Below are 24628 nucleotides of genomic sequence, written 5' to 3' on the forward strand. Positions count from 1 at the left end.
TTAATACAGCATACTGTTTAACCCACGATTCTTGACCAAGTGCAGTAGCTTAAGAGATGCTCCACTAGGACGCTTGTGTCCTATTTCCCATTTTTGAACTGTTGAAGGACTTATATTCAAAATACGTGCAAAAACAGCTTGACTGACTTGAGATGATTCCCGTATTTCTCTAATTTGATTAGGTTCTAGAGGCTCAATAGGAGGTAGGCATAGGTGTTCAAATTCGCGCAATGTAGTTTGATTCATTAGCCCAGCTTTGTGTAGGTCTTCTGCTGTCTCATGAACTGCTTCAAGAATTGCTGATTTTTTCTTCCGCATTACAAATTACCTCTATTAACGCATTACTATTTTTTGCTTGCTCAAGTTCTTCTGATGTATAAGCAAGTAATTGCTTGGATAACATTTTCAGAGCTTCTTCTTCATCTTTGTCAATGTTACTGCGTTCGTTTTTTGAAAAGCCAAAAATAAAAAACCAATGATCTTCATTATTAGTAGCTACTAGTGTCCGAAATCCACCACTCTTACCCTTCCCAGGTTTTGCTATGCGTTTTTTAAACAGTCCACCTCCAAGGTCAGCATCATAAAGCCCTGCTGCCATTTCGTTTACAGCGTTACAGAGACTAAGATTGTTTAAGCCTTCCTTTCGCGCCCAACGGTCAAAAGTACGGTTTTTGTAAATTTTCATTTTATAGTCTCTTTGGTTAAAGTATAGCACTTAGTCCTATACTTTAGCTTTTGAATCTCGCCAAATAGCGACAGAACAACAGCCAGACACAGGTAAACTCACTCCCAACTCTGGCGAGATTGCGGGATTTGGCGAGATTGGCGTAGCTGTGACGTAAATATTTATGCAGGAGTGGGTGGTTCTGCGCTGACTGTAAACGATAGCACTTCCTCAGTTTCCTTCGGTACAGGAACAGTATTGCAAGGTGGTGCAGAAGGTGCAGTTAGCAAAAATGTCGTGCTGTATGCTGATGCAACTTATTTCACCAATGGGGGAGGAACACTTTGGAAAGCTGGTGTAGGCTATCGGTTTTAAAAATTTTAGTTAAAGAGAGATACATTTTGGCATATCCTCTTTTCCTCTAGAAATACATATCCCTGTGAGCGAACAAAACATAATTTCAACGGGTGCATTTATTTATCTTAGTAAAACTTCATTCATCTAACATCAACCCAACATCAACAAATATCAAGGAGTAAACAAAATGAAAAGCTTAAAATTAGCAGCAGTCATCGCAGTTGTCGGAACAATACTTTTTACTCCCCAAACTTTTGCAGGTAGCCTAAGCGATTCTAATGTATTGCTGGTGACACAAGCAAATACTAAATTAAAACCCCAGTTAAAACTACCTAAAATCCAACCACTGTCCCAACTCAATTCTTCTCCCAAAGCTCGTAATGCTAATAATGTAGATGCGTTATTAACTCAAATATCACGAGATTTAGAGAAAGGAGATTTTCCCAAAGCACTCGAAGGTTGTAATACAGTTTTAAAAATTGATGCAAATAACTTTGCAGCTTACTTCTTTAGAGGATTTACTTACACCCAATTAGGAGAATATCAGACAGCAATTGAAGATTTTGAGCAAGCGATACGTATTGACCCTAGTTCCGCTTATCCTTACTTTGGCAGAGGATTTGCTCGCGTTCAACTAGAAAAATATCGCGACTCGCTTGCAGATTTTGAGCAAACCATCAAAATGGAACCTGAATTTGCTCACGCTTATTTTTGGCGAGGGATCGCTAAAGCGAATTTAGCTCAAACAGATGAAGCAAAATCCGATTTACAAAAAGCTGCGGAACTTTATCAAAAACAAGGAAACCCTGAAGCTGCTGAACAAGCTTTAAATGTATTGAAAGAAATTCCGACGGCTTAAAACTATCTTGATACAGTAACAAATTTGTAAACACACAGGAGACATGACAATGAAAGGCTTAAAATTAGCAGTTACTTTAGTTGTATTAGGAGCAAGTTTTTATAGTGCTAAAGCGGATGCTCAAAACTTCCAAAATCCCAATCAATTAGCAGCACAAGTTTCACCGTTGCTAGAAAAACCACAGATTCGAGATTCCCAACTAAAACCAGCTAACACAAGTGGTAATAGTTCCAGCGTTGAAACTCAATTATCGCAGGGTTATGACCTCTTAAAAAAAGATGACTATAAAGGAGCAATTGAAGCATTTAACAAAGTTCTACAGACTGAACGTAATAATGAGATTGCTACTTATGCTTATTTTGGTAGAGCAATTGCTTATTTATCTACGGATAAATATGAGGCAGCAAAATCAGACTTTGACCAAGTCATTGCGCTTGATGCTAAATTTGCTCATGCTTATTTTTTCCGGGCTGCTAGTCAATATAAATTAGGCGATAAAGAAGCAGCAGTTTTAGATTTAAATCAGGCAGTTAACCTTTTTAAAGCGCAAGGAGAACCAGAATTGGCAAAAAAAGCACAAGACATGATAAAAAACATTCAGACTAGCTAGAACAATTTTGTTTGTATTGAATAATTCGATTATAGGGATTTTCACTTGAGTGAAGTACAGATTTATCCGCGTTCGTCTGCGTTCATCTGCGGTTCCATAACTTTATTATGTATTGCACCCAATTGAAAACTGCTATAGCAAGGTGCGTTATTGTCAGTGTAACGCACCACTATTTCCCAATAATACCAACTCTCACAACAATCCTTCACCAATAGAAAGATGATAAAAAACTCCAAACAATATTTTCCCTACTTGATTACTAAACTTGTTCCCGCTTTTATAATTTTGACAACTGTTACAGCTACTTATAGCAGTGCGCTTGCTAATAATAAATCGCATATATTCCAAAATAAAATTACTTTTAAGCAAACTACAACTAAGCAAATCGCGAAACCATTAATGAAACAATTTTCCAAATCTTCAGAAGCATTAAACACAGAGCAAATAAAGCAGGTTGCTAAACAACAAAATGCCACAATTGTTCAATACTCAATTATTGCTGATGAATCTGTAGTTAATGGGAAAACAGAAGCTCAAGAATCTGAATTATATACTTGGGTAATTAAACCTACAGGCGATGTGCAATTTCGTAAAGTTGACTTAAAAGCCTTGGGAGAGATAGAAAAAAATTCATTCCTTAATTTATTTAGAAGACATCGACGTAACCTTGGTGCAAGAAGCGAAGTTACAAAAGGAGTTAAATTAGAATACAATCCAAAGAAAAAAATTTCAAGTACTGATTTGCAAAAGCTGCATCAAGTATTAATTAAACCAATCGCTGATTTACTACCACAAAAACCAGATGAACAACTAATTTTTATTCCTCAAGGTGAGTTATTCTCCGTTCCTTTTGCAGCTTTGCAAGATGAAGAAGGTAAGTATTTGATTGAGAAACATACTATTTCTACTGCACCGTCAGTTCAGATATTAGATTTACTCTATCAACGAAAAAATAAAGGGAAGGGTGAACAATCATTTATCCCTACAAATATAACAGGCAATGAATTATTAATAGTAGGAAACCCTACAGCACCAAAAATACCCTTCAAAACAGGAAAGGAAATCTGTAAAGTTCCACCGTTACCAGGTGCAGAAAAAGAAGCAAAAAACATTGCAGAGATGTTCCAAGCTCAACCATTAATAGGTAATGCTGCCACAGAAACCGCAATTGTGAAGAAAATGCCCCAAGCGCGAATTATTCACCTCGCCACATATACTTTACCCAATAATTGCGTTGAAGAAAACTCTCCTGGTGTCATTGCCCTTGCTTCCTCCGAGCGAGATGACGGTTGGTTGAAGACTGAAGAAATCCAGAATTTAAACCTCAAAGCCGATTTAGTTGTCTTGGCTAGTTGCGATACAGCATTGGGAAAAATCACAGGTGATGGTGTCATTGGGCTTTCTCGTGCTTTTTTAGGTGCTGGTGCGGATAGCGTCATTGGTTCCTTGTGGGCAGTGGATGATATGACGACGGCATATCTTATAACTGAGTTGTATGGTAATTTAAGGAAAAATACGGATAAAGCGGGTGCGTTACGTCAAGCGATGCTGGAAACGATGAAAAAGTATCCAAATCCTCAAGATTGGGCTGCTTTTACGTTGATTGGGTTGTTTTAGTGGTGTGAGGTATGACGATGCGTTCCTGCAAACTTGGGTTAGGTGTGTTTATTTGTCTGTTGGCTGTTGTTTCGACTTCGTTGGGTTCTAGTTTACCAATCGTGTTTGGTGCATCGCGGATTTTGGCGCAGACAACAGATACAAAGAAAGCGGAAGCTGATAGATTGTTACAGCAAGGGCGCGAGCAGTATAAAACGAGTGAATTTGAGGCAGCATTAAAATCTTGGCAGCAAGCACTTTATCTCTACCGAGAAATAAAAGATCGAAAAAGCGAGGGTAAGGTACTAAACAATCTAGGAATTGCCCACCGTAACCTTGGAGAATATGCTAAGGCAATTGAGTACTATCAACAGGCTTTGACAATTGCACGCCAAATCAAAGACCTTCAAGTTGAGGGAAAAGTGCTGGGTAATCTGGGAGTAGCCTACCGTAACCTGGGAAACCATGCCCAAGCAATTAAGTACTATCAACAAGATTTGACAATCGCACGTCAAATCAAAGACCCTCAAAGTGAAGGTCAAGCGCTGGGTAATCTGGGAGCTGCTTACCTTTCTCTAGGAGACTATGCCAAAGGGATTGAGTACAATCAACAGGCGTTGAAAATCGCACGCCAAATCAAAGACCTTCAAAGCGAGGGGACGGCGCTGGTTAATCTGGGAACTGCCTACAATTCCTTGGGGGAGTATGAAAAGGCGATTGATTACCATCAACAGGCATTGACAATTGCACGCCAAATTAAAAACCCTCAAAGTGAGGGGACGGCGTTGGATAATCTGGGAACTGCCTACAATTCCTTTGGGGAGTATGAAAAGGCGATTGATTACCATCAACAGGCATTGACAATTGCACGTCAAATTAAAAACCCTCAAGGTGAGGGTAACGCACTGGGTGGTATGGGAAATGCTTACCGAAACTTAGGGGATTATGCTAAAGCGATTGATTACCATCAACAGGCATTGACAATTGCACGCCAAATTAAAAACCCTCAAAGCGAGAGTCAGTCGCTGGTTAATTTGGGAAATGTCTACTATAACCTGGGGGACTACGCCAAGGCAATTGAGTACAATCAACAGGCATTAACAATTGCACACCAAATCAAAGATCCTGAAGGCAAAATTGCAGCGCTAAGTAATCTGGGAATTGCTTACAATTTTTTAGGCAACTATGCTAAGGCAATTGATTACTATCAACAGGTGTTGGCGATCGCACGCCAAATCAAAAATCGCCAAGGTGAGGGGAAAGTGCTGGGCAATCTCGGAAATGTCTACACTAACCAGGGGAACTATACCAAAGCCACTGAGTATCATCAACAAAATTTGACAATTGCACGTCAAATCAAAGACCATCAAAGTGAAGGAAAAGCACTAGGTAATTTGGGAAATGCTTATGCTAATCTGGGGGATTATGCTAAGGCAATTAAGTACTATCAACAGCATTTGACAATAGCACGTCAAATAAAAGACAGTCAAAGCGAGGGTAATGCGCTGAATAACTTAGGTGCTGCTCTGGAAAAATCAGGTAAACTCCCAGAAGCAGAAAAAATCTTACTATTGGGAATAGAGGTTTGGGAATCTCAACGTCAGAGATTAGGTAGTAATGATGCTTTTAAAGTTTCAATTTTTGAGGGACAAACTAATACTTACCGCATTTTACAATCCGTCCTGATTGCTCAAAATAAGACAGATAGAGCGCTAGAGATAGCCGAGCAAGGAAGAGGACGTGCCTTTGTAGAGTTACTCGCTTCTCAAGTATCTTCTAACTCTCAAGAACAATTATCAAACCCACCAAATATTGACCAAATTAAACAAATTGCCAAATCACAAAATGCCACCCTCGTTCAATATTCAATTATTACTGATGAATTCAAAGTAGCAGGTAGACAAAAAGCAGAAGAATCAGAGCTATATATCTGGGTGATAAAACCCACAGGTGAAGTCACATTCCGCAAAGCTGATCTTAAACCTTTGTGGCAAAAAGAAAATATAAATTTAGAAGAATTAGTTAAAATTAGCCGTCAATCAATCGGTGTCAGAAGTCGTGGTATTCGAGTATCTCATAAACCAAATCCGGGTAAAGCACAAAACAATTTAAAACGACTACATCAATTATTAATTAATCCTATTGCTGACCTATTACCTAAAAAAGAAACGGACAAGGTAATCTTCATCCCTCAAAATTCGTTATTTCTTGTACCCTTCCCTGCATTACAAGATAAAGATGGTAAATACCTGATAGAAAAACATACTATTCTCACGTCACCCTCAATTCAAGTTTTAGATTTAACCCGTCAGCAACGTCAAAAGGGAAGAAAAAGTTCAAGAAGTGTGGTAGCAGGGCTTAATTTCATGTCTTCACTCATTGTAGGCAATCCTACCATGCCGAAGGTTGCCTTAAAAGTTGGGGATAAACCGCAACAATTAACTTCCTTACCTGGGGCTGAGAAAGAAGCAAAAGCGATCGCATCTTTATTTAACACTCAAGCTTTAATTGGCAATAACGCAACAGAAGCAGCGATTGTACAACGCTTACCCCAAGCGCGAATTATTCATTTTGCTACCCACGGCTTATTTGATGATATTCGAGGATTAGATAGTGCGATAGCGTTAGCTCCTTCCGAAGGAAGGCTCACTATCACCCCAGAAAATATAAGCTACCTCTCATCACCTCTAAGCAAGGAAGATAAAAAGGACGATGGACTATTAACAGCAGAAGAAATTTTCGATATGAAAATCAATGCTGATTTGGTTGTTCTCAGCGCTTGCGACACAGGTAGAGGTCGAATAACTGGTGATGGCGTTATTGGTTTATCTCGTTCTTTAATTAGCGCTGGTACACCCAGTGTAATTGTCTCTTTATGGGCTGTAGATGATGGTTCAACTGCCTTTTTGATGACAGAGTTTTATCAAAACTTGCAACAAAGCCTTGACAAAGCTACTGCCTTAAGAAATGCGATGCTGACTACTAAGAAAAAATATTCTAATCCTTCTCAATGGGCTGCTTTTACTCTTATTGGGGAGTCGGAATAAATCCAATCCTAATTGCCTTAGCTATGATTGATGCTTAAACAATAGAGCGATAAATGCTTGTATTGTGCCAAGGAAATTTATTTAAAATTAGGAAAGACAAAGATGAAAACAGATAGTACGCCAAAATTAATCTCAATAGGTAATCAATTTAATCTTGCCATATTGAGGTTTGGAGCAATCATTACTATTACTGGATTATTAAGTGGTATCCCAGCAGTTACTGCACTTAAATCCCAGCAAGAATTTTTTGCTCAAAACTCACTTTCTCCAACTTCTCAAGCAACATCTACAGATAAATTATTAGAAGAAGGAATCTCGCAGCTACGCGAATACAAACTTAGGGATGCTGAAAAAACCTTTCAACAAGTTTTATTGCAAAGACGACAACAAAATGATGCTGCCGGAGATGCTGTCGTTCTAAACTATTTAGGCGAAGTTTATAATTTATTGAGTGAGCCAACACAAGCTTTAAAATTTTCTCAAGAGGCTTTAAAAATTGCTCAAGAATCAAAAAAACGTCCACATGAAGCAGAAGCGCTAAGTAATATTGGTAATGCCTACAGTGGATTTAAGCAATATTCAAAAGCGTTGGATAATTTTCAAAAAGCTTTGATTATTTGGCGAGAAATTAAAGATGTAAAAGGTGAAGCAAATAGTTTAAGTCATATTGGTACGGTTTATATAAATCAAGGTTATTTTTCTCAGGCTGTAGAAGTTTTACAGCGATCGCTATCTATTCGACAACAACTTAAAGATAGTTTTAACGAACCAGAGACAATTACTTTATTGGGTTTAAGCCACTATGTCTTAGGTAACATTGACCAAAGTTTTGAAATGTTAAATCAAGCTTTAAAGCTTAGTCGTCAGGTAAATAATCCTAAAGCTGAAAGTACCGCACTGATGTCAGCAGCGACAGTTCATATTTTTTCAAGACAAGCTGACAAACAGTTAGAGCATATGCGATCGGGACTTGTACTTGCTAGACGAAGCGGTAATTTTTTGGAAGAAATAAGGCTTCTTGCTGATATTGCAGATGCCTATAATCAGTTAAAAAATCCCCAAAAGGCACTTGAACACAGTCAGCAAAGTTTAGAAATAGCCCAAAAAGCATTAGCTATTTATCAAAAACAAAAAAATCGTGCTGAAGAAGCTCAAATTATGATAAATATCGCTTCAATTTACAGCAAGGAGCAACAGTATAATAAAGCCTTAGCATTATATCAGCAAGCTTTAGGAATTTTTCAAGAACTCAAGCAGCGAGAATTAGAATTGAATACTCTCAATCAAATCGCTTCTATTTATAACCAGCAACAAAAATTTGATAAATCTTTAGAACTATACCAGCAAGCACTAGTAATTTTTAAAGAACTCAATAATCCTCCAGCACAATCAACTTTGCTTGCTTCGATAGCACTGACTTATGACAATCTACAGCAATATCCAAAAGCAATTGAATATTATCAGCAAGGTTTATCAATTTCTCAAGAAAATAAACTACCTTTATTTGAAAGCATTAATCTTTATGGAATGTGTAATCTGTACCATAACTGGAAAAAATATAAACAAGCAAGTGATAGTTGCGAGAAAGCTTTAGCTATTTCTGAAAAAATTAAAAGACCAGAGGAGGAATTGATTACTTTTCTAGGCTATTTAGGATTACTATATGAAAATCAACAAAATTATTCTCAAGCTGAATCATATTATCAACAAGTACTCAAGCGCCAGCAGGTTTTATATGGTACGGAAAGTATTGAAATAGTAAAAAATATCAAAAAATTAGGTTATCTCTACAACAATCAAGGGAAGTATCGAGAAGCATTACCATATTTTCAACGTTCTCTGGCACTTCAAGAAAAATTTCTTGGTCAAGAAAATATAGAAGTTGTTGGTAGTTTAAATCATTTGACAAGTCTTTATATTAAATTGGTCAATTATCCAGAAGCACTAAAAGTTGGTCAACGTGCTCTTGCAATTATTCAAAAACTTCGTGGTTTGGAACATCCAGACGTTGCTTCTTCCTTGAATAATTTAGCTAATATATATACAGGTTTAGGAAATTATCAAGAAGCATTAGGACTTTATCAGCGTGCCTTAACAATCACAGAAAAAAAATCAAAGAAAGACTTTTGGTCTGATTTTAACCTAGCACTTCAGCTTGATAACCTAGCATCAGCCTATAGAGACTTAGGTAATTATGATGAAGCAGAAAAAACTTGGCTACATGCTTTAAAAATCCGCGAACAGCTATATCAGAATGCACTAACAGCTAAACCTAGTGAAGATGCCTATAAAATAAATTCTTTAGCAGAGAGAGTTGCTAGTAGTCTCAATAATTTAGCTAATCTATACCAAGATAAAGGAAATTATAATGAAGCCGTTAAACTTCATCAACGTGCTTTATCTCTTAATGAAAAAGCATTTGGAAAAGAACATCCTGATGTTGCTCTCAGTCTGAATAATCTTGCTTCTGTATATAGAGATTTAGGAAAATATCAAGAAGCAATACCCCTACTAAAAACTGCTTTGGCTATTAATGAGAAAATTCTTGGTGCGGAACATCCTCAAGTTGCTTCTAACCTCAACAATTTAGCCAATATCTACCTAGCACAAGGAAAACATACGGAAGCACAGGGTTTATTTCAACGTGCTTTAGCTATTCGTGAAAAAGTATTCGGTACTGAACATCCATTAGTTGCTATTAGCCTGAATAATCTTGGTGGCTTGTATAGCACGCAAGGTAATTACCAGCAAGCCATGATTTTATACAAACGTGCTTTAGAAATCCGTCAGAAAATATTTGGTGACGAACATCCAGATGTTGCTAGTAGTTTGAATAATCAGGCAAGTGTATATCAAGACCAAGGTAAATATCAAGAAGCTCTTTCCTTGCATGAACGTGCTTTAGCTATTCGAGAAAAAAGATTAGGTTCCGAACATCCAGATATTGCTCTTAGTCTCAATAACTTAGCAGAATTGCACAGTATACAAGCAAAATATCAACAAGCAATAGATTTACATCAACGCGCTCTAGCGATTAATAATAAGGTATTAGGTTTGGAGAATATTAATAGTGCTAGAAGCCTTAGTAATTTGGCAAGCCTTTACACTGACTTAGGGAACTATAAAGAAGCCCTTTATTTATTTGAAAGTGCTTTAGCAATGCGAGAAAAAATATTAGGTTCTGAGCATCCTTCTGTTGCCACTACTCTTAATAGTCTATGTATATTATATGCAGAGCAAGGTAATTATTCAGAAGCGCTAAAAATTTGCCAACGTGCGCTATCTATTCATGAAAAAGTTTTTGGCTTAGAGCATCCCAATGTTGCTACAAGCCTCAACAATCTAGCTGAGGTATACAAAAACTTGGCTAAATATAACGAAGCTATAGAATTACATCAACGCGCTAAAGCAATTAATGAAAAAGTATTTGGTACAGAACATCATGACATTGCAGTTAGTCTGAATAATTTGGCTGGTGCATACTTAGCCCAAGGTAATTATCCAGAAGCAATAAACTTATATCAAGATGCTTTAAAGATTCACAAAAAAGCTTTTAATGATGAGCATCCTTTGGTCGCTCAATCACTTCAGAATTTGGCTCATCTATATAGTGAATTGGGAAACGATCGGGAAGCTGAAGCTTTATATGAACAAGCATTAACTATTAATGAAAAGGTATTTGGTAGCAATCATCCTATTATTGCGACAATCCTTAGCAATCTTGCATCTACTTATTACCACCAGGAAAAGTATACTGAGGCAGAAAAACTTATTCAACGTGCTTTAGGTATCCGAAAACAGGTATTTGGCATAAATCATCCTGATGTTGCCCTCAGTCTGAATAATTTAGCTCTTTTATATCAGAACCAAGACAAACATCAAGAATCTGTTCAGCTTTTACAACGTTCTGCAGGTATCTTGGAAAAAGTATATGGTACTAATCATCCACAAGTTGCACTCAATTTAAGTAACCAAGGTTGGGCTTATTTTCTCTTAGGAAATAATCAAAAAGCACTGGAACTCTTGCAAAAATCGCTTTCGATGACAGAAAGTGTTTTTGGCTCCCAACATCCTGATGTTGTCAAAGATTTAAGATTACAAGCTTATGCCTACCATGCTCAAGGGGATATAAACCGTGCGATTGAGTTGAGAAACCGCAGTTTGGATATTAGCGATCGCAATCTCAATATTATCCTTGGTATCGGTTCAGAACGCCAAAAACAAAACTATATGATGGCGTTAGTCAATGAGTCAACCGACATCACAGTTTCCTTACACCTGCAGTCAGCACCTAATAATCCCGAAGCTGCAAAACTGGCTCTCACCGCAATCCTCCGGCGTAAAGGACGGATACTTGATGTCGAGAGCGATAGTCGTAGCTGGTTGCGACAAAATCTCACCCCGGAAAACCAAAAATTATTTGACGAACTCACAACCATTAGTTCCCAACTGGCAAGACTTACTTACACTGAATCTAGTAATTTTGGTCAAGAATTTGCAAAACTTCAAGTTGAGTACGACAAATTAGAAGCAGAACTCTCTAAACGTAGCAGCGAATTTCGCACTGCCACCCAAGTAACCACAATTGAATCAGTGCAAAAATTAATACCTACTGATGCAGCTTTAGTAGAATTTACGCTGTATCAACCTTTAATCAATCCCAAAGCCGGAAAAAGAAGCGATCGCTATGGCAAACCTCGCTATGCTGCATATATCTTGACATCCCAAGGCACACCACAATGGGCAGATTTAGGGGAAGCGGAAGCCATCGAACGAGAAATTACGGAATTTGGTGAAATTCTGCAAAGTAAATCCCGCGATGTCAAACCAATTGCGCGTCGCCTGGATAGCAAACTCATGCAACCCATCCGCAAACTATTGGGTGACAAGCGAAAACTGCTACTTTCTCCCGACAGCCAGCTGAATCTGATTCCCTTCGCTGCATTGGTAGATGAAAAAAACCGCTACTTGGTAGAAAATTACACTATTAATTACCTTACTACTGGGCGTGACTTACTGCGCTTATCAAATCAATCACCCAGCCGTCAAACACCAGTGGTAATGGCAAATATTGATTTTGGCAATGCTACGAGTCATTTATCTCTCCCTAAAAACAGCGATCGCCAAACAAAACGTTCCTCGGAATTTGACAGGCTAAAGTTCTCACCCTTACCAGGAACAAAGCAAGAAGCCGAAGCCATCGTCCCCTTATTAAAAGATGTCAAACTCCTGACAGACACGCAAGCCACAGAAAATGCTCTCAAACAAGTGCGATCGCCCAGTATTTTACATATCGCTACCCACGGGTTCTTTCTCACCGATAAAAAAATAGACTTTCCAGATACTCATGATTTAGCTGTGGGAAATCGTGGAATTATAGTTAAACCTGGTTCCAGTCGTCAGATGAGTAAAAACCTTGAAAATCCCTTACTACGCTCCGGTATCGCGTTAGCTGGATTTAACAACCGTCGCAGTGGTGATGAAGATGGTGTTTTGACAGCCTTAGAAGCATCTTCCTTAAATTTATCGGGTACTAAATTAGTTGTACTTTCCGCCTGTCAGACTGGTGTTGGTAAAGCAACCAATGGCGAAGGGGTATATGGTTTGCGTCGTGCTTTTGTGATGGCTGGTGCTCAAAGTCAGTTAATTAGTCTCTGGAGTGTGGATGATTTGGGAACTAAAGAACTGATGGTGAAATATTACGGACGATTAATCAAAAATGAAGGGCGTTCTCAAGCCTTACGACAGACACAATTAGAAATGTTGAAGTCCCAAAAATACCAACATCCATTTTACTGGGCTGCTTTCATTCCTTCTGGTGATTGGACTCCCGCTAAATTTTAGCCTCAATTTTGGCATATCCTCGCAAAAGCTAGAAATATACATCACCAACCCGCATAAGAGAGACAAATTTTAATAACCATTGACAATCACAAATTTATGCAAACTATATCATCTGCTAAAAAATCAGTGAAACCCAACGCTAAATTAAACTTGCTGATTCTACGCTTAGGTACATTTATTAGCCTTACACTTTTATTAAGTGGAATACACAAAGCAGCTTTTTCTTCTAGACAGGAAATTATTACTCAAAACTCAATTTCCTCTACTCCTCAAGCAATATCTACAGATAAATTATTACAACTAGGGATTACACAGTTACGCGAATATAAACTCAGAGATGCAGAGAAAACTTTTCAACAAGTTTTAGCACGGCGACAAAAACAACAAGATTCTTTAGGTGAATCAGAAGCATTAAATTATTTGGGTGAAGTTTATAACTCATTAGGCGAATATCTAGAAGCGCAGAAAGCATTAACTCCAGCGTCAGCTATTTATCAAAAGCTGAATAATCGCCAAGGTGAAGGTAATGTATTAGATAATCTGGGTGAAACTTATCAGGGGTTAAAAGAATATTCAAAAGCATTAGACACATTTCAACAAGCTTTGAGTATACGCCGAGAAACAAAAGATAAGAAAGGGGAGGGAGAAACATTAACTAATATAGGTTTAGTTTATATTGCTCAGAATCAAGCCCAAGAGTCCGTAGAACCTCTGCAAGAATCTTTAAAAATTCGACAGCTATTTGGTGAACCAACAGATAATCTTCAAATCGAAACATTTATCAAACGTGCCTTAGAGATTAGAGAAAAAATATTTGGCTCCAATCATCCCGATGTTGCTCTCAGTCTGAATAATTTATCAAGTTTATATAATGTGCAGGGTAAGCCTCAAGAATCCCTTAAACTCTTACAACGTTCTTTAGCGATTTACGAAAAAGCCTATGGTACTAAACATACCCTAGTCGCAATTAACCTGAGCAACCAAGCTTGGACATACTTTCTTCTGGGAAATAATCAAAAAGCAGTGGAACTCACGCAAAAATCTCTTGACATCACAGAAAGTATTGTTGGTTCCCAACATCCCAATTTTGTCAATAACTTGGGGATGCAAGCCTTCATCGCCGTAGGTAACGGGGAAGAGTTAAAACGCTCCTCAGAAATCAACAGACTCACATTTAGTCCCTTACCAGGAACAAAACAAGAAGCAGATGCTATTCTACCTCTGTTAAAAGAAAAAGGTATAAATGTCAACCTTTTAACAGGTAGTCAAGCCACAGAAGATGCATTAAAACAAGTGCGATCGCCTAGTATTCTCCATATCGCTACCCACGGTTTCTTTTTGACTGACGAAAAAATAGAGGTTCCCGATACTCTTGATTTAGCAGTAGAAAATCGTGGCATCACAGTCAAACCTGGTTCCAGTCGTCGAGTAAGTAAAAACATTGAAAATCCCCTACTGCGTTCCGGTATTGCTTTAGCTGGGTTTAACGAGCGTCGTAGTGGTAACGGAGATGGTGTATTGACAGCATTAGAAGCATCTTCCTTAAATTTATTGGGTACTAAATTAGTCGTACTTTCAGCTTGTCAAACAGGAGTAGGTAAAGCAACCAACGGCGAAGGGGTATATGGTTTGCGTCGTGCTTTTGTGATGGCTGGTACCCAAAGTCAATTAATTAGTCTATGGGATGTTAGCGATTTAGGTACAAAAGAACTAATGGTTAAATATTACAGGCAACTCATCAAAAATGAAGGACGTTCCGAAGCCTTGCGACAGACGCAATTAGAAATGCTGAAGTCCCAGCAATATCAACATCCTTTTTACTGGGCTGCTTTCATACCTTCCGGAGATTGGACTTCTGCTAAATTGGGACAACAACGATAATTTGGCAAAATTGTCATATCGTTGTCAGTGCGTCCTAAGTATAATTTGGGTACGAAAAAATGGGAGGGCGATCGCACCTTTCCTTTCTTCTCGAAACTTACAAGTATCGGGATAATAAATTCATGGCGGACAGAGAGTGTAGCAATATATTCCAAAATTGGAAAGCACTTTTCCTAAAGTAACGTAGCATTCCTAGCTTTAGCAACAGTATTGTAGTTATCCCCCGATGGAACTATCTGTGAGTTGACTTGGCTAGTCACACAGAATAGACGGTTCCGGGTTAGAAAAATCTTAGATTTGGATTTTTAAAGAAGAGTTAGTTTATCAATGCATTACGACCTTGAAGAGGGACAAGGGCTTGATGTAAAACACTAGGCTTAGCATTAAGATAAACTTCACTACGGTTACTTTCATTGTATCCAACAACAATTGCCCCTACTAATGCACCGATCTCCGGATACATTTCCTCTGTCATCTCACCTTCGTCCAAAAAGTCAGGTATTTTGATTAACCCTTTCACGACTGACTCACCAATATTGACAAAAACCCCAAAAGGTGTGTGGTGCTCGACTTTACCTTGTACAAACTGACCAAGCTTGTACTCTGACTTAACTTGCTCCCAGGTATTACTGTTCATGGTGCTTATTGTGGCTTAAGTACACGTGGAAATTTGTTGAGGACTGAAAATAGTTTTTGAGGGATGATCACCTCAACTCGCTCACGACCTCCTTTTTGATCGTAGCGATACTCTAGAGGTTTGAAATACTCCTCGTAAGTTAGTTTATCTATCACAACTTCAAAGGATGCCTTCCTTGTAGCTTTGATTGTATTCTTCTGCAATACTTCTGTCGTTAGGTCCAGCAAAGTAACAATTTCCGTCAGCGTAGGGAGGATTATATGGAAAATCAACTGGTTGAAAGCCTTCCTTGAGTAGTTTTTGACCCTTGCGTTTCTGAGGTGCTTTATAGATTGTTACTGTTTCTCCTTGATTTACTAAAACCATTGCAGTCGCAACAATTTGTCGATCGTGCATTTCGGCGATGGTATACAAACGATAATCTGTTAAATTACACTGACGTTATCATCTTTGTAAATCGATAGCAATAATTCCTTGACGTGTATTAGTTCTAATTCGCCCAAACCAAAGTTTTGTATCTTGTGTATGAAGTTTTATCTAAAAATTATCCGAGAATATTTTGAGCAAAGCTTAAATCTTTCTCGAACTCAGAATGACAAAGCAAACGAACTGCGATCGCTACTAGGTTTGATTCCGCTTTATCATCGCCAGAAACCTGAGAATAAAGCAGTAGCCAACAATACACTACAGCAAGCGATGGTTGTCATGAGTACTTGTTGACAAATTCTGGCTGTCAGTCGGGCGCATCTAGCAAAAAATATCAACGTCAGAATGGGCATTACAGCTTAGTTTTTGCCAACTTATAGTTGTCAGTTTTGTCATCTTTTACTTGTTGTCCCATAAATTGTAGCCCCAAATGATTGCATATCCTCCCAAAAGCTGGAAATATACAGCTTTGATACTACTTAAGTATTAAAGTACAAAACCTAACATCATTCACATTCAACTCAAAATCCAAAATCTTATGACATACATCAAACGCCGTCAATTTCTGCAATTCGCTAGTTCTGCTTTAGCAACAGTTGGTATAAGCCAATTGGACATCATGCGCCAATCCGAACAATACGCTAAAGTTGTAGCACAAAATACATCCCGCAAATTGGCATTACTGGTAGGGATTGATGAGTATAAAAATAACATCACACCATTAGAAGGATGTAAAAATGATGTTTTGTTGCAACGCGAGTTACTAACTCACCGCTTTGGTTTTAACGACAAAGATATTCTGACTTTGACTAATGCACAAGCAACACGCCAAGGTATCTTACAGGCTTTTGAACAACATTTAATCGACCAAGCTAAACCGGGCGATGTGGTAGTATTTCATTATTCAGGGCATGGTTCAAGAGTACAAGATAAAGACCGTGATACGCCGGATGGGCTTAACGGTACCCTTGTTCCCTTCGATAGTTCTTTACCTCCTAATGGTGGTGTAGTTCAGGACATTATGGGGCATACCCTATTTTTACTCATGCATGCATTAAAAACCGAAAATGTCACCGTCGTCCTAGATAGTTGTTACTCTGGTGCAACCAAACGAGGTAATTTAATAGTGCGTTCCCGCGATGGAGGAAGTAACTTTTTGCCCAGTCCCGCAGAGTATGAACAACAGCGTAAATTGCTTGCAAAAACCGGACTTTCACCACAAGAGTTTATCAACCAACGAAAAAAAAATGTTGCCAAGGGTATTGTAATTACTGCTGCTAAACGTGACCAAGAAGCCCTTGAAACCAGAACAAGTGACTTTAGTGCTGGAGCTTTTACTTACGCATTAACTCAACATCTTTGGCAACAAATAGGGGATGAATCTTTTAGTAAAACTTTTGTGAATGTTCGTGAAAGCACTCAAGAAATCATCTGGAATCAAGAAGGAGCCGGTGAGCGTCAGATACCAGAAATAGAGCAAAATTTGCGACAAAATTCAAATACATCAATATATCATTCCACTCTCAAAGCACTTCCAGCAGAAGCTGTTGTCACAGATGTTAATGGCGATGAAGTAAATTTATGGTTGGGTGGGATACCTTCACAAAGTTTAGAAGGATTTAATGAAAAAGCGGTTTTTACAGTAGTAGATGCAAATGGTCAAGGACGGGGACAGGTTCAAATTTCATCCCGTCAAGGATTGACAGCTAAAGGTAGATTGCTTGGCACTACACGTACCCAATTACAAAAAGGTACACTTTTACAAGAACGTATCCGCACTATCCCCAAAGATTTAACTTTAAAAATTGGACTAGATGATACTTCTTTAGATAGCAACACTATAAAACAAGCCAAACAAACACTACAAGCAATTAGGCGCATTGAAGTACTACCCCTTGAAAAAAGTCAAGTACATTATATTTTTGGTCGCATGACCAAAACAAAATACCAAGAACTACAACAAAAACGGATGCCAAATTTGCCTCCTGTCGGTAGTTTCGGACTATTTTCACCAACATTAGATGAAATCATCTCTACTTCCTTTGGCGATACAAAAGAAACTGTAATCAACGCAGTGGAACGCTTACAACCGAAACTAAAATCATTTCTAGCAGCCAAAATAGTTAAAGATATACTTGGCAATACAAATACATCAAAAATAAATATAACAGCTTCAATGGTTGTTGCTGGAAATCAAAAACTACTTGCCGAAACTTTCACAACTCGTAGTATTCAACAAAATATAGGAGTCGGAAATCGTCCACAACCAACAAAACCAATAAAATTTTCTGATTTAGGTGTGCCAAAATTACCTGTAGGAATGAAAATAGCCTTCCAAATTCAAAATAATGAATCTGCACCCCTCCACGTTAGTATTTTAGGCATAGACAGCACCGGAAGAATGGACGTTATTTTCCCTTACGATCGCTCAGAGGGTGCGACAATAATACAACCAAGGCAAAAACTTTTAATTCCTCAACCACCCGAACCAGGGGAAAATCCTACCACCTTTGATATTTCAGAACCACTTGGTTTTGGAGAAGCAGTTATAATTGCCAGCAATGCGCCGTTACGTGATTTTATAGATGTAATAAAAACGTTAGCAAATACCAGAGGAATAGGCAATCAACGTAGTCCAATACCAAATATTACTGGAGACGAATTTTTAGATTTAACTAATAGTTTACTAGATGATTTAGACAGAAGCACACGCGGGACAACTGGTAATGAAAATACACAGCTTCCTCCAGATACTCTTGGAAGTGATGCTACCAAGTTAGCTGTAATGTCAATTCCATTTGAGGTTGTTGCTTAAATAAATACACAGCATAGATAGAACTGTTTATTGAGCGATAGACTCTCAATAGTAGACTCTATGCGATCGATACATTCAAAGATGTTGCTCAAGTACAGGCGATCGTCTCTCATAACGCCACAGCCGATCGCAATACTTTATCTCTAATCAAATTATGTAGAGTTTCTGGTTCAGTTACATTTCCCAAATTCTTGCAAAATCGCCTCAATAGTTGCCTTAAGTTGGGGCAAATTCTGCTCAATCGCGCCCCAAACTCGATTTAAATTCACCTTTAAATAATCATGAATCAGTACATCTCTAAAACCTGCTACGGGACTTCCAAGGTACATCTGGATAAGCTGCGCCTGTCGAAAGATGCAGTCTAATGCTTGCTTCTGAGGCATTAGAACTAATCCCTATTTAAATGGATTAACAATCTCAAGCTGCCCAGACACCACTATTCCATCCTGCATATCTTCGGAATATAGAATGACAGCTTTCGCATAGAGTGCGCTAGAGACAATCAGACTATCCCAAAATGAAAAATTGTAGCGACCTCGAAGTTCACTAGCTTGAATTAGAATATCATAGTTGAATACTATGACATCGCAACTGTCATAAAATTCCTGAACGACTTGGTGAATATAGTCTTCTCCAAACCCAGCTTTTTTGATTAAATTTGCACATACTTCGTTGAGCACTTGAGTACTGATAACTAAATTCTCATTTTTTATAACTTCAACCGCCAAGTGCCGTTTTCTCAAACGTTCCTCAGTCGATAGTTTCATGTCGTCGGCTAACCAATACAGCCACACATTGGAATCAACAAAGCATCCTGATTGACTCATAATTTGCGATCGTAAACTTCTTCCCGAGTTAAGAAACCCTCTACTTCAACTGGATTTCGAGCAAGTTCAGCAAAAAATCCGTTTGGTGAAATTCGTTTTTTCCTTGCTTTCTTCATGACCACCACTTTGACAAAATCAGCGTCTTGAACATCTTCCTGGTATGCTTGAGGAATTTCAATAATACCGTTTTTTACAATAACCTGAAACTCAACTGACTCCATATTTCAAACCTTTACTTCTAGACCATCTCTATCGGCTGTATTCCAATTGTATAATAGAAAAACCCAACGCTACGTATTGGCGACGTGACGAACATCAACCATTTGAAGTTTATAAATTGGTAGATGGTCACTATCAGCTACAGAACGGAATTTTTTCTATTATAAAGGATTGCCTAGCCCAACGCTTGAGGCTGAACACAGCAACCCTGTCAGCAGAAAGAGAAAAACTCAGTACCAAAGAGACTTATTTGGTTTTTCTTCACAATATCTTTACTTTCCAAATGACTATCAGTGTTTGTACGGTATATCTCCTCAAAGTATCGTAACTATGCTGGGGTTAATTTTTGATTTTGCATAAATTTTGCATAACCTGGTTTGTCCTCAGAAATACAAGAGATTGAACAAGCGATCGCCTGTAGCCATACAAGAGGAGTGACCAATGTCTAACCGTTAATTACTGGGGTATCGCTCGAATTATATTACTTGCATCGCTATACACTTTGCCGGACGTTACTACGCACGCAGCTTGTTAGAAACCGATCCTACGGTGCGTTCTGAGTTTTCTAAGCTACCTGGTATTTTTTGGTTTGACCAGTTCCGCAATCTTGGTGTGACGCCGCAACCAGAAGAAAACGGTACAAGTGCAGGGCGAGTGAGTATCGGGAAATCTACAAGCGGTCGCATATCTTTTGAAGTGGGCGTGGCGAGGCTGCGTAAGTACCTCAACGGGTGGAAATTTGCTCAACTGACTCGTACTTCTACTGTAGATTACTTGACACAATTAGAAAACTTATATACTAAGATTTTCCCCGGACGCACCTTTGCAGGTGTCGAACCAATGCCTGGAGTTGATTCCCCAACACCCGAAGATTACTACTTTCTTATTGATGATGGAAATCGCTCATATGACTTAGTTGAAATGTCAGCCGGAGAACAGTCAGTATTTCCGATTCTCTACGAGTTTATACGCCAGCAAATTGCCTACTCAGTCGTATTAATTGATGAAATTGACCTCAACCTTCATCCGCCTGCGGCACAGTTGTTAGTGCGCCAACTTCCCAAACTCTGTCAAACTTGTCAGTTTATCGTGACAACTCATAATGATGCTGTTAGCGACGTAATTGGTGAGGGCGATACTTATCGGTTGCTTGGGGGTTCGTTGTGCCTGTAAATATTTTATACTGTGAGGGTGTTGCGAAAAGCCCCGATGTACGTGTTATTTCTGCTATTGTCCCTCCTGGCTGTGTAGTGCGACCAATCGGTAGCAAGCAAGGTTTCGCTCAACGGATACTGGGTGGGAAAGACGTGCGGACTGGTTCAACAATTGCGGGACTGAGAGATCGTGATTTTGATGATGATGATTCTTCGCCAAGCGCTCATCCCAGAAACTGGTACATCACGGATGGGGGTACGCAGGTTCCCTTAGGTTGGTACTGGGAGCGCAAAGAGATTGAAAATTACGGTTCTTGCGTACTTAGTGGGCTAAATTATCAATAAGCTTCGTATCTGAACCTGATTGTATGGGATTTCAATGCGGTGATTAAGTGCTTTATGGATCGATCTAGCTTAGATAATGCTTAAAAAGCTGATTACACAAAGCTCTCAAAAAAGTTTTAGATAAAATTAGCCCACTAAGTACGGAAGAACCACCATTACCCCGACGCTCAATAATTCTGTAGTAAACAGGACGTACAATCGTAGTGCTAAAATCTGACATATTTCATTACAAATAATCGTCACAATTTCTAAAAACCTGCTTCAATTGTTTCAATATCCTGGGATAAATCTGCTTCATTATAATGACGTTCAATCTTATGTTGCCCCAAAAGTTTCTGAAATTCCCATATAGATAAGTTAGCCAAGTGACGCGCTTGACTAAAGGTAAAAATATTCTGCATATATAACTGTAGGGCTAATTCCTGACGGATAGCCTGTTCACCTTGATTTAAGGAATCGGGTGATATTTCCAAGTTGATTGGCTGAATAAATTGACTCATTTATCATCAACCCTGAACAACTCTCAAAGCTTACACATCAACTTTAACAAAAATTTCTGATACAAATGCACGCTCGGTGAGAAATACAGTGGTTTCCCAGTCACGAGTCCAGAAATCAGCAACCAGGTAGCAAGTGGGAAATATGCGTTATCTGAAGAAGTCGTCCTAGCAGCTTTACAAACATTTGCAGAGCGCAATCGTATTTATAAGGGACGATTTGAAGAATTGCAACAGGAAATCGCCATTGGTGTAGAAGCATCTTTACGGGAAGAAGTTATTGATGGCGAAACTTTGTTCAGCCACCTGCAACAGAAAATACAACAGCGTCGGGAGCAAGCTTATTAGCCAATGAGTAATATTTGTTAGTTTACGAAGTTTTCCAATTAATAATTATTTAATATTTTCTCGTCCAATTAAAGGGGAATTGAAATACTAAGGGTAGTGAGTGGTTATCGGGATCTTAGTGCTTTGTTTGAAGAACTAGAGGATAAATAATGGAATTTCAGTCGTTAATCGAAATCTTGATGCTTCAATAGAGTGATATGGATTTACCTATTGTTTATCATCCCGATTACGTTGCCCCATTACCCGAAGGTCATCGCTTCCCGATGCCCAAGTTTAAATTACTTTACGATCTGCTACTCCATGATGGTGTCGCACAAAAAGAACAATTTCATACCCCCTCGCGCCCACCGCAGGAATTTATCGAGTTAGTTCACACTACAGAGTACGTTCAAGCTTACATCGAAGGGACTTTGGATGCCAAAGCGCAACGGCGTATCGGCTTACCTTGGAGTCCAGCACTCGTCAATCGTACCTGTGTGGCGGTTGGCGGTACCATTCTCACCGCCCAACTCGCACTTGAGAACGGTTTGGCTTGCAATACCGCAGGCGGAACTCACCATGCTTTTCCCAGTTATGGCTCTGGTTTTTGCATTTTCAACGATTTAGCGATCGCAGCCCGCGTGTTACAAAAACTCGGTTTTGTTCAAAAAATTCTGATTGTAGATCTAGATGTGCATCAAGGAGATGGCACTGCTTTTATTTTTCAAGAAGATGATAGAGTGTTTACTTTCTCAATGCACTGTGAAGTCAATTTCCCCGGTACAAAACAGAAAAGCGATTTAGATGTTCCTTTACCAGTGGGAATGGAAGATGATGATTACTTACAAACATTAGCAAATTATCTACCAGATTTGTTATCTGATGTCAAGCCCGATCTCGTATTTTACGACGCTGGTGTTGACCCTCACATAGGTGACAGATTGGGAAAATTAGCACTCACCGATACAGGCATTTTTCGGCGTGAAATGCAGGTTTTGAGTACCTGCGTTGCAGCTGGTTACCCTACCGCCTGTGTCATTGGCGGTGGTTACGCTGACGATATGAAATCCCTAGTATGGCGTCACTCCCTCGTGCATCGTGCTGCTAGCGAAGTATATCGTATTGGATAGTGGTTAGTTGTTGGTTGTTAGTTGTTGGTATCTACTAACCACTAACCACTAACCACTATCCACTATCCACTAACCACTATCCACTATCCACTATCCACTATCCACTATCCACTAACCACTAACCCCTACTTGTTAAGTAACTCAAACGTATGATGCAGAAATTTAGTGATTCCAGATACAATCTAGGAGTATGGAGAGCCGAGGGGAATAATTAAGGTGCTGTCAAAAGGCTTTGAAGTAGAAATGTACACTGGTACAGCCAATGGTGATATCGTCGGTCTCTCCGACAAGATTGTCACATCTTTAGATGGATTTGTACGAGAGCCAGATAACCGGAATGTAGAATACACAACGGCTCCAGCAAAAAGTTACGAGCAGTTGTTGTGTGCTTTATTACAGCCTCGCGTAAAGTTACGAAACTATATCAAGCAATTGGGTGACTATACTATTATTCCAGGCAGTTCTTTATCTTTGGGTGATAGTACTCGCTTTTTTCGCTCTGACCCAACAAATCCCTATCACGATTATATTGAGCAAACTTACGGCACTAAGGTCGTTACAGCTAGCGTTCATATCAATATAGGTATTAGTGACCTGGAATTATTAATGCGGGCGTGCCGAATTATTAGGGTGGAAGCGCCTTTGTTCCTTGCTCTTAGTGCTTCATCGCCTTTTATAGATGGCAAAGCAACAGGTTATCATTCCACTCGATGGGGTATTTTTCCACAAACACCTGCTTATGTTCCTTTGTTTGAAAGCCACGCCCACCACGTTCAATGGGTGGAAAGCCAGCTAAGAGCCGGAACAATGCAAAATGTCCGTCATTTGTGGATGTCAGTTAGACCAAATGGCGATCGCCGTCCCTATGACTTAAATCGTCTGGAGTTACGAATTTGCGATTTAATCATAGATCCAGTCGCCTTGCTTGCCATCACTGCTTTCCTAGAGGCACGGTTGCTACAAGTTATTGAAAACCCTCGGTTAGATCCTTTAATTCAAAGTGAGTTTTCACCAGAGGAACTCATCTCTCTCTCCATGGCAAATGAAGCAGCGGCGGCGGCTACCAGTCTAGATGCTCAACTTAGGCATTGGCAAGATGGTAGAACTCTCTCAGCAAGAGATTGGATTAATGAAATCTATCAGGATGTATGGGCGATCGCCAAACAACACGGTTTTGCCTGTTTCCTTTCGCCGTTACAAAAAATTCTGCGAGAAGGCAATGAAGCCCAACAATGGCTGCAACTCCATGCTTTGGGTATTAGCCCAAGACATATTATTTCCCAAGCGATTGATGCTGCTAAGGAACGCGAAATCGAATTAGAAGACAAATTGTGTTCTTCTGTTGCTTAACTAGGGAGTAGGGGGTAGGGGGTAGGGACAAGGGAGACAAGGG

Annotated in this window: 22 protein-coding genes; 13 read left to right on the forward strand and 9 right to left on the reverse strand. The window is 39.1% G+C overall.

The window, feature by feature from the left end:
* On the reverse strand, positions 1–318 hold the full coding sequence (locus tag F7734_RS13855; protein ID WP_155745274.1) for a DNA-binding transcriptional regulator: 318 nt from the start codon (positions 316–318) through the stop codon (positions 1–3).
* The gene (locus F7734_RS13860; RefSeq protein ID WP_155745275.1) at positions 290–685 is read right to left on the reverse strand and encodes a type II toxin-antitoxin system RelE/ParE family toxin; all 396 of its coding nucleotides are present in this window, start codon (positions 683–685) and stop codon (positions 290–292) included. Before F7734_RS13860 ends, F7734_RS13855 begins: the two co-directional genes overlap by 29 nt.
* 171 nt (positions 686–856) lie before the next feature.
* Between F7734_RS13860 and F7734_RS13865 the strand changes: the two genes are divergently transcribed.
* From F7734_RS13865 to F7734_RS13895, 7 genes are all read left to right on the forward strand, one after another.
* Complete coding sequence (locus F7734_RS13865; protein ID WP_243146868.1) at positions 857–1039, forward strand: hypothetical protein; 183 nt, start codon at positions 857–859, stop codon at positions 1037–1039.
* A gap of 169 nt (positions 1040–1208) precedes the next feature.
* On the forward strand, positions 1209–1880 hold the full coding sequence (locus F7734_RS13870) for a tetratricopeptide repeat protein (protein WP_155745276.1): 672 nt from the start codon (positions 1209–1211) through the stop codon (positions 1878–1880).
* A gap of 49 nt (positions 1881–1929) precedes the next feature.
* Complete coding sequence (locus F7734_RS13875) at positions 1930–2490, forward strand: DUF3808 domain-containing protein (RefSeq protein WP_166481889.1); 561 nt, start codon at positions 1930–1932, stop codon at positions 2488–2490.
* 399 nt (positions 2491–2889) lie between these two features.
* Complete coding sequence (locus tag F7734_RS13880) at positions 2890–4107, forward strand: CHAT domain-containing protein (protein WP_243146869.1); 1218 nt, start codon at positions 2890–2892, stop codon at positions 4105–4107.
* 17 nt (positions 4108–4124) lie between these two features.
* Positions 4125–7133, forward strand: coding sequence for a CHAT domain-containing tetratricopeptide repeat protein (locus tag F7734_RS13885; protein WP_155745279.1), 3009 nt, complete (start codon positions 4125–4127; stop codon positions 7131–7133).
* Positions 7134–7235: 102 nt separating this feature from the next.
* Positions 7236–12977, forward strand: a complete 5742-nt coding sequence (locus F7734_RS13890; RefSeq protein WP_155745280.1) for a tetratricopeptide repeat protein — start codon at positions 7236–7238, stop codon at positions 12975–12977.
* Positions 12978–13073: 96 nt separating this feature from the next.
* Positions 13074–14858, forward strand: a complete 1785-nt coding sequence (locus F7734_RS13895; RefSeq protein ID WP_155745281.1) for a CHAT domain-containing tetratricopeptide repeat protein — start codon at positions 13074–13076, stop codon at positions 14856–14858.
* A gap of 316 nt (positions 14859–15174) precedes the next feature.
* Here the strand turns inward: F7734_RS13895 and F7734_RS13900 are convergent, their stop codons facing one another.
* Positions 15175–15495: an RNA-binding protein gene (locus F7734_RS13900; protein ID WP_155745282.1), complete on the reverse strand. Its 321-nt coding sequence runs from the start codon at positions 15493–15495 to the stop codon at positions 15175–15177.
* A gap of 159 nt (positions 15496–15654) precedes the next feature.
* Positions 15655–15909, reverse strand: coding sequence for a hypothetical protein (locus F7734_RS63410; RefSeq protein WP_243146870.1), 255 nt, complete (start codon positions 15907–15909; stop codon positions 15655–15657).
* 111 nt (positions 15910–16020) lie between these two features.
* Between F7734_RS63410 and F7734_RS13910 the strand changes: the two genes are divergently transcribed.
* Both F7734_RS13910 and F7734_RS13915 read left to right on the forward strand, forming a co-directional pair.
* Positions 16021–16215, forward strand: coding sequence for a hypothetical protein (locus F7734_RS13910; RefSeq protein WP_155745283.1), 195 nt, complete (start codon positions 16021–16023; stop codon positions 16213–16215).
* 244 nt (positions 16216–16459) lie between these two features.
* A complete protein-coding gene (locus F7734_RS13915) occupies positions 16460–18736 on the forward strand; it encodes a caspase family protein (RefSeq protein ID WP_155745284.1) in 2277 nt (758 codons plus the stop codon).
* Positions 18737–18906: 170 nt separating this feature from the next.
* On the opposite strand, the gene F7734_RS13920 is transcribed toward F7734_RS13915, so the two are convergent.
* The 3 genes from F7734_RS13920 to F7734_RS13930 are packed head-to-tail and all read right to left on the reverse strand — an operon-like array spanning position 18907 to position 19784.
* Positions 18907–19119 carry a HepT-like ribonuclease domain-containing protein gene (locus tag F7734_RS13920; protein ID WP_243146871.1) on the reverse strand — a complete coding sequence of 71 codons (213 nt, stop codon included), beginning with the start codon at positions 19117–19119 and terminating at the stop codon, positions 18907–18909.
* A gap of 12 nt (positions 19120–19131) precedes the next feature.
* The gene (locus tag F7734_RS13925; RefSeq protein WP_155745285.1) at positions 19132–19563 is read right to left on the reverse strand and encodes a PIN domain-containing protein; all 432 of its coding nucleotides are present in this window, start codon (positions 19561–19563) and stop codon (positions 19132–19134) included.
* Entirely contained in the window at positions 19560–19784 is a 225-nt protein-coding gene (locus F7734_RS13930) for a hypothetical protein (RefSeq protein WP_155745286.1), read from the reverse strand. Before F7734_RS13930 ends, F7734_RS13925 begins: the two co-directional genes overlap by 4 nt.
* Positions 19785–20310: 526 nt before the next feature.
* Here F7734_RS13930 and F7734_RS13935 point away from each other — a divergent pair.
* Together F7734_RS13935 and F7734_RS13940 are read left to right on the forward strand one after the other, a co-directional pair.
* Entirely contained in the window at positions 20311–20955 is a 645-nt protein-coding gene (locus F7734_RS13935) for an AAA family ATPase (protein WP_243146872.1), read from the forward strand.
* Complete coding sequence (locus F7734_RS13940) at positions 20946–21281, forward strand: hypothetical protein (protein ID WP_155745287.1); 336 nt, start codon at positions 20946–20948, stop codon at positions 21279–21281. The genes F7734_RS13935 and F7734_RS13940 overlap by 10 nt, the downstream gene beginning before the upstream one ends.
* A 64-nt stretch (positions 21282–21345) precedes the next feature.
* Here F7734_RS13940 and F7734_RS61980 read toward each other — a convergent pair whose 3' ends face one another.
* Positions 21346–21501: a hypothetical protein gene (locus tag F7734_RS61980; RefSeq protein ID WP_207714098.1), complete on the reverse strand. Its 156-nt coding sequence runs from the start codon at positions 21499–21501 to the stop codon at positions 21346–21348.
* Positions 21502–21529: 28 nt separating this feature from the next.
* Positions 21530–21781: a UPF0175 family protein gene (locus F7734_RS13945; RefSeq protein ID WP_155745288.1), complete on the reverse strand. Its 252-nt coding sequence runs from the start codon at positions 21779–21781 to the stop codon at positions 21530–21532.
* A 542-nt stretch (positions 21782–22323) separates the two neighbouring features.
* Between F7734_RS13945 and F7734_RS13955 the strand changes: the two genes are divergently transcribed.
* Complete coding sequence (locus tag F7734_RS13955; protein ID WP_155745289.1) at positions 22324–23235, forward strand: histone deacetylase; 912 nt, start codon at positions 22324–22326, stop codon at positions 23233–23235.
* Between the two features lie 216 nt (positions 23236–23451).
* Complete coding sequence (gene gshA, locus F7734_RS13960; protein WP_166481890.1) at positions 23452–24585, forward strand: glutamate--cysteine ligase; 1134 nt, start codon at positions 23452–23454, stop codon at positions 24583–24585.
* The last annotated feature ends 43 nt before the right edge of the window (positions 24586–24628 follow it).

Source organism: Scytonema sp. UIC 10036, from assembly GCF_009725235.1.

Excerpts from the sequence above, each read along its gene's own strand:
- F7734_RS13925 (WP_155745285.1), bottom strand. The coding sequence starts at position 19,563 with ATGAGTCAATCAGGATGCTTTGTTGATTCCAATGTGTGGCTGTATTGG.
- F7734_RS13880 (WP_243146869.1), top strand. The coding sequence starts at position 2,890 with ATGAAACAATTTTCCAAATCTTCAGAAGCATTAAACACAGAGCAAATA.
- F7734_RS13930 (WP_155745286.1), bottom strand. The coding sequence starts at position 19,784 with ATGGAGTCAGTTGAGTTTCAGGTTATTGTAAAAAACGGTATTATTGAA.
- F7734_RS13890 (WP_155745280.1), top strand. The coding sequence starts at position 7,236 with ATGAAAACAGATAGTACGCCAAAATTAATCTCAATAGGTAATCAATTT.
- F7734_RS13900 (WP_155745282.1), bottom strand. The coding sequence starts at position 15,495 with ATGAACAGTAATACCTGGGAGCAAGTTAAGTCAGAGTACAAGCTTGGT.
- F7734_RS13875 (WP_166481889.1), top strand. The coding sequence starts at position 1,930 with ATGAAAGGCTTAAAATTAGCAGTTACTTTAGTTGTATTAGGAGCAAGT.
- F7734_RS13955 (WP_155745289.1), top strand. The coding sequence starts at position 22,324 with ATGGATTTACCTATTGTTTATCATCCCGATTACGTTGCCCCATTACCC.
- F7734_RS13855 (WP_155745274.1), bottom strand. The coding sequence starts at position 318 with ATGCGGAAGAAAAAATCAGCAATTCTTGAAGCAGTTCATGAGACAGCA.
- F7734_RS13860 (WP_155745275.1), bottom strand. The coding sequence starts at position 685 with ATGAAAATTTACAAAAACCGTACTTTTGACCGTTGGGCGCGAAAGGAA.
- F7734_RS13910 (WP_155745283.1), top strand. The coding sequence starts at position 16,021 with ATGAAGTTTTATCTAAAAATTATCCGAGAATATTTTGAGCAAAGCTTA.
- F7734_RS13915 (WP_155745284.1), top strand. The coding sequence starts at position 16,460 with ATGACATACATCAAACGCCGTCAATTTCTGCAATTCGCTAGTTCTGCT.
- F7734_RS13920 (WP_243146871.1), bottom strand. The coding sequence starts at position 19,119 with ATGCCTCAGAAGCAAGCATTAGACTGCATCTTTCGACAGGCGCAGCTT.
- F7734_RS13895 (WP_155745281.1), top strand. The coding sequence starts at position 13,074 with ATGCAAACTATATCATCTGCTAAAAAATCAGTGAAACCCAACGCTAAA.
- F7734_RS13945 (WP_155745288.1), bottom strand. The coding sequence starts at position 21,781 with ATGAGTCAATTTATTCAGCCAATCAACTTGGAAATATCACCCGATTCC.
- F7734_RS61980 (WP_207714098.1), bottom strand. The coding sequence starts at position 21,501 with ATGTCAGATTTTAGCACTACGATTGTACGTCCTGTTTACTACAGAATT.
- F7734_RS13885 (WP_155745279.1), top strand. The coding sequence starts at position 4,125 with ATGCGTTCCTGCAAACTTGGGTTAGGTGTGTTTATTTGTCTGTTGGCT.
- F7734_RS13870 (WP_155745276.1), top strand. The coding sequence starts at position 1,209 with ATGAAAAGCTTAAAATTAGCAGCAGTCATCGCAGTTGTCGGAACAATA.